This window comes from Endozoicomonas sp. SESOKO3 (genome assembly GCF_024606255.1).
Window position 1 is genome coordinate 1 of record NZ_JAHHPR010000807.1, and the last position, 1,443, is coordinate 1,443.

At 36.6% G+C, this 1,443-nt stretch carries 2 protein-coding genes; both read right to left on the reverse strand.

Annotated features, from left to right (window positions below; all coding sequences use genetic code 11):
- Window positions 1-265: 265 nt before the first annotated feature.
- Window positions 266-1,135, reverse strand: coding sequence for a serine protease (locus KDK18_RS14485; RefSeq protein ID WP_257255642.1), 870 nt, complete (start codon window positions 1,133-1,135; stop codon window positions 266-268).
- Between the two features lie 10 nt (window positions 1,136-1,145).
- Window positions 1,146-1,443: hypothetical protein (locus KDK18_RS14490; RefSeq protein ID WP_257255643.1), on the reverse strand; the 298-nt coding region annotated here is incomplete at its 5' end.

A 1,443-nucleotide genomic window follows, 5' to 3' on the forward strand; every position in this document is an offset into this window, starting at 1 on the left:
GCTCGAAAAGTTTGATTAAGAATGGATGCTCACTTGTTTTGGGCACGCCGCAGGTGCAGTCATCTGAATTTTTTGTTATCTGTTCTTAGTACTTTGTTAGTAATAATCTGCAACTTAATAATTGTTTAATGATCTAAATGTAAAATTAACGAATAATGGAGTAAGTAAAGATATGCAAGTACAACCGACTTTTACTCATGATCAATTTGCTCAATACAACAAGCCTCAACCAAGAAGAACGCACTCATTTGTGTTATGTCGCTACTCACAATTTGTATAGCAAGACAGATAATACTGCTGAAAGAAAGCTGATACTATATGAACCCGACGTAGCCATGATAGCCATATTATGAGGAACCAATGTCCATTTATGAATATTTGTCGATACCGCATAAGGGGAAAAACTACCATTACCACAACCAAGTGTACAGAAGGCAAGAAATTCCTTTATGAAGTCACTGTTATGTGAAAGTGATATATAAAAAATTGGGTTTCCATTATACAGACTTGACCCCTCATGCAAACCTAACACATAGAAAAAATTATCTTTGAAGTAAAAAAGTGGCGAACCAGAATTCCCTTCCTTGCCATCGCCAGAGTAATTCAAGGTGTATAAGTAATTTCTATTATTTGGGCACACTAGCCACGATAATTCTACTGATCTAAGAAAACTCCCTGTTTGATAACCTGCTGCCATTGGATTAATAATTTGAAATAAATCTGTACAGTTGTATTGTTCTAAATCTAACTTTGGGGTATCGATTTCTATTGAGCTCTCAAGTTCTATTATCGCCACATCATATTGATCAATTCTACCAATAATTGCTTTCGGGTTACGTACCAGCCTCTTCCCTTTAATATTAAATGGAGTATATGCATTTAAAAAATGGACTTTAAGATTTTTATAGAAAGCCTCTCTGGCAACACAATGTGCAGAAGTTAAAAGGTGTCGATTTGATATTAAAAAACCAGAGCAGAAGAAAGGTCTAATTTGGACTATCCAAGGGTATGAACCCGGCTTTTCTTGATTAAAAGGATCTGAATATCTTTCAAGTCTGTTATGTGAAGCTAAAAGAACACCGCTCACAAATAACAGCACGCTGACGATTGGGTAACATAGCACTCTGCCAAGCATATCATCTTCTCTAGCTGTTTAAATGTCGTTTTAATGTAGTATGCCATGGTTTTATTGCCATATAACGAATCGACCAAGTTACTTTTAATGGTTTGTTGAAGCATTGCTTAACAATAACTTCTGTTAACTTCTCTGAAGTCAACTTCCGAGCCAATGTCAACTGCCGCCTACAGCCGTGATGAGGACGAAGGTGCTTGGTAACGACTCCATGAAAAACGCCCAGATGGTGAGCCAGCCGCTCAAAACGCTTAATAATTGATGATTTGAAACATATGTGGGAATTACGTCCTAAACTATTAGTAACCTTT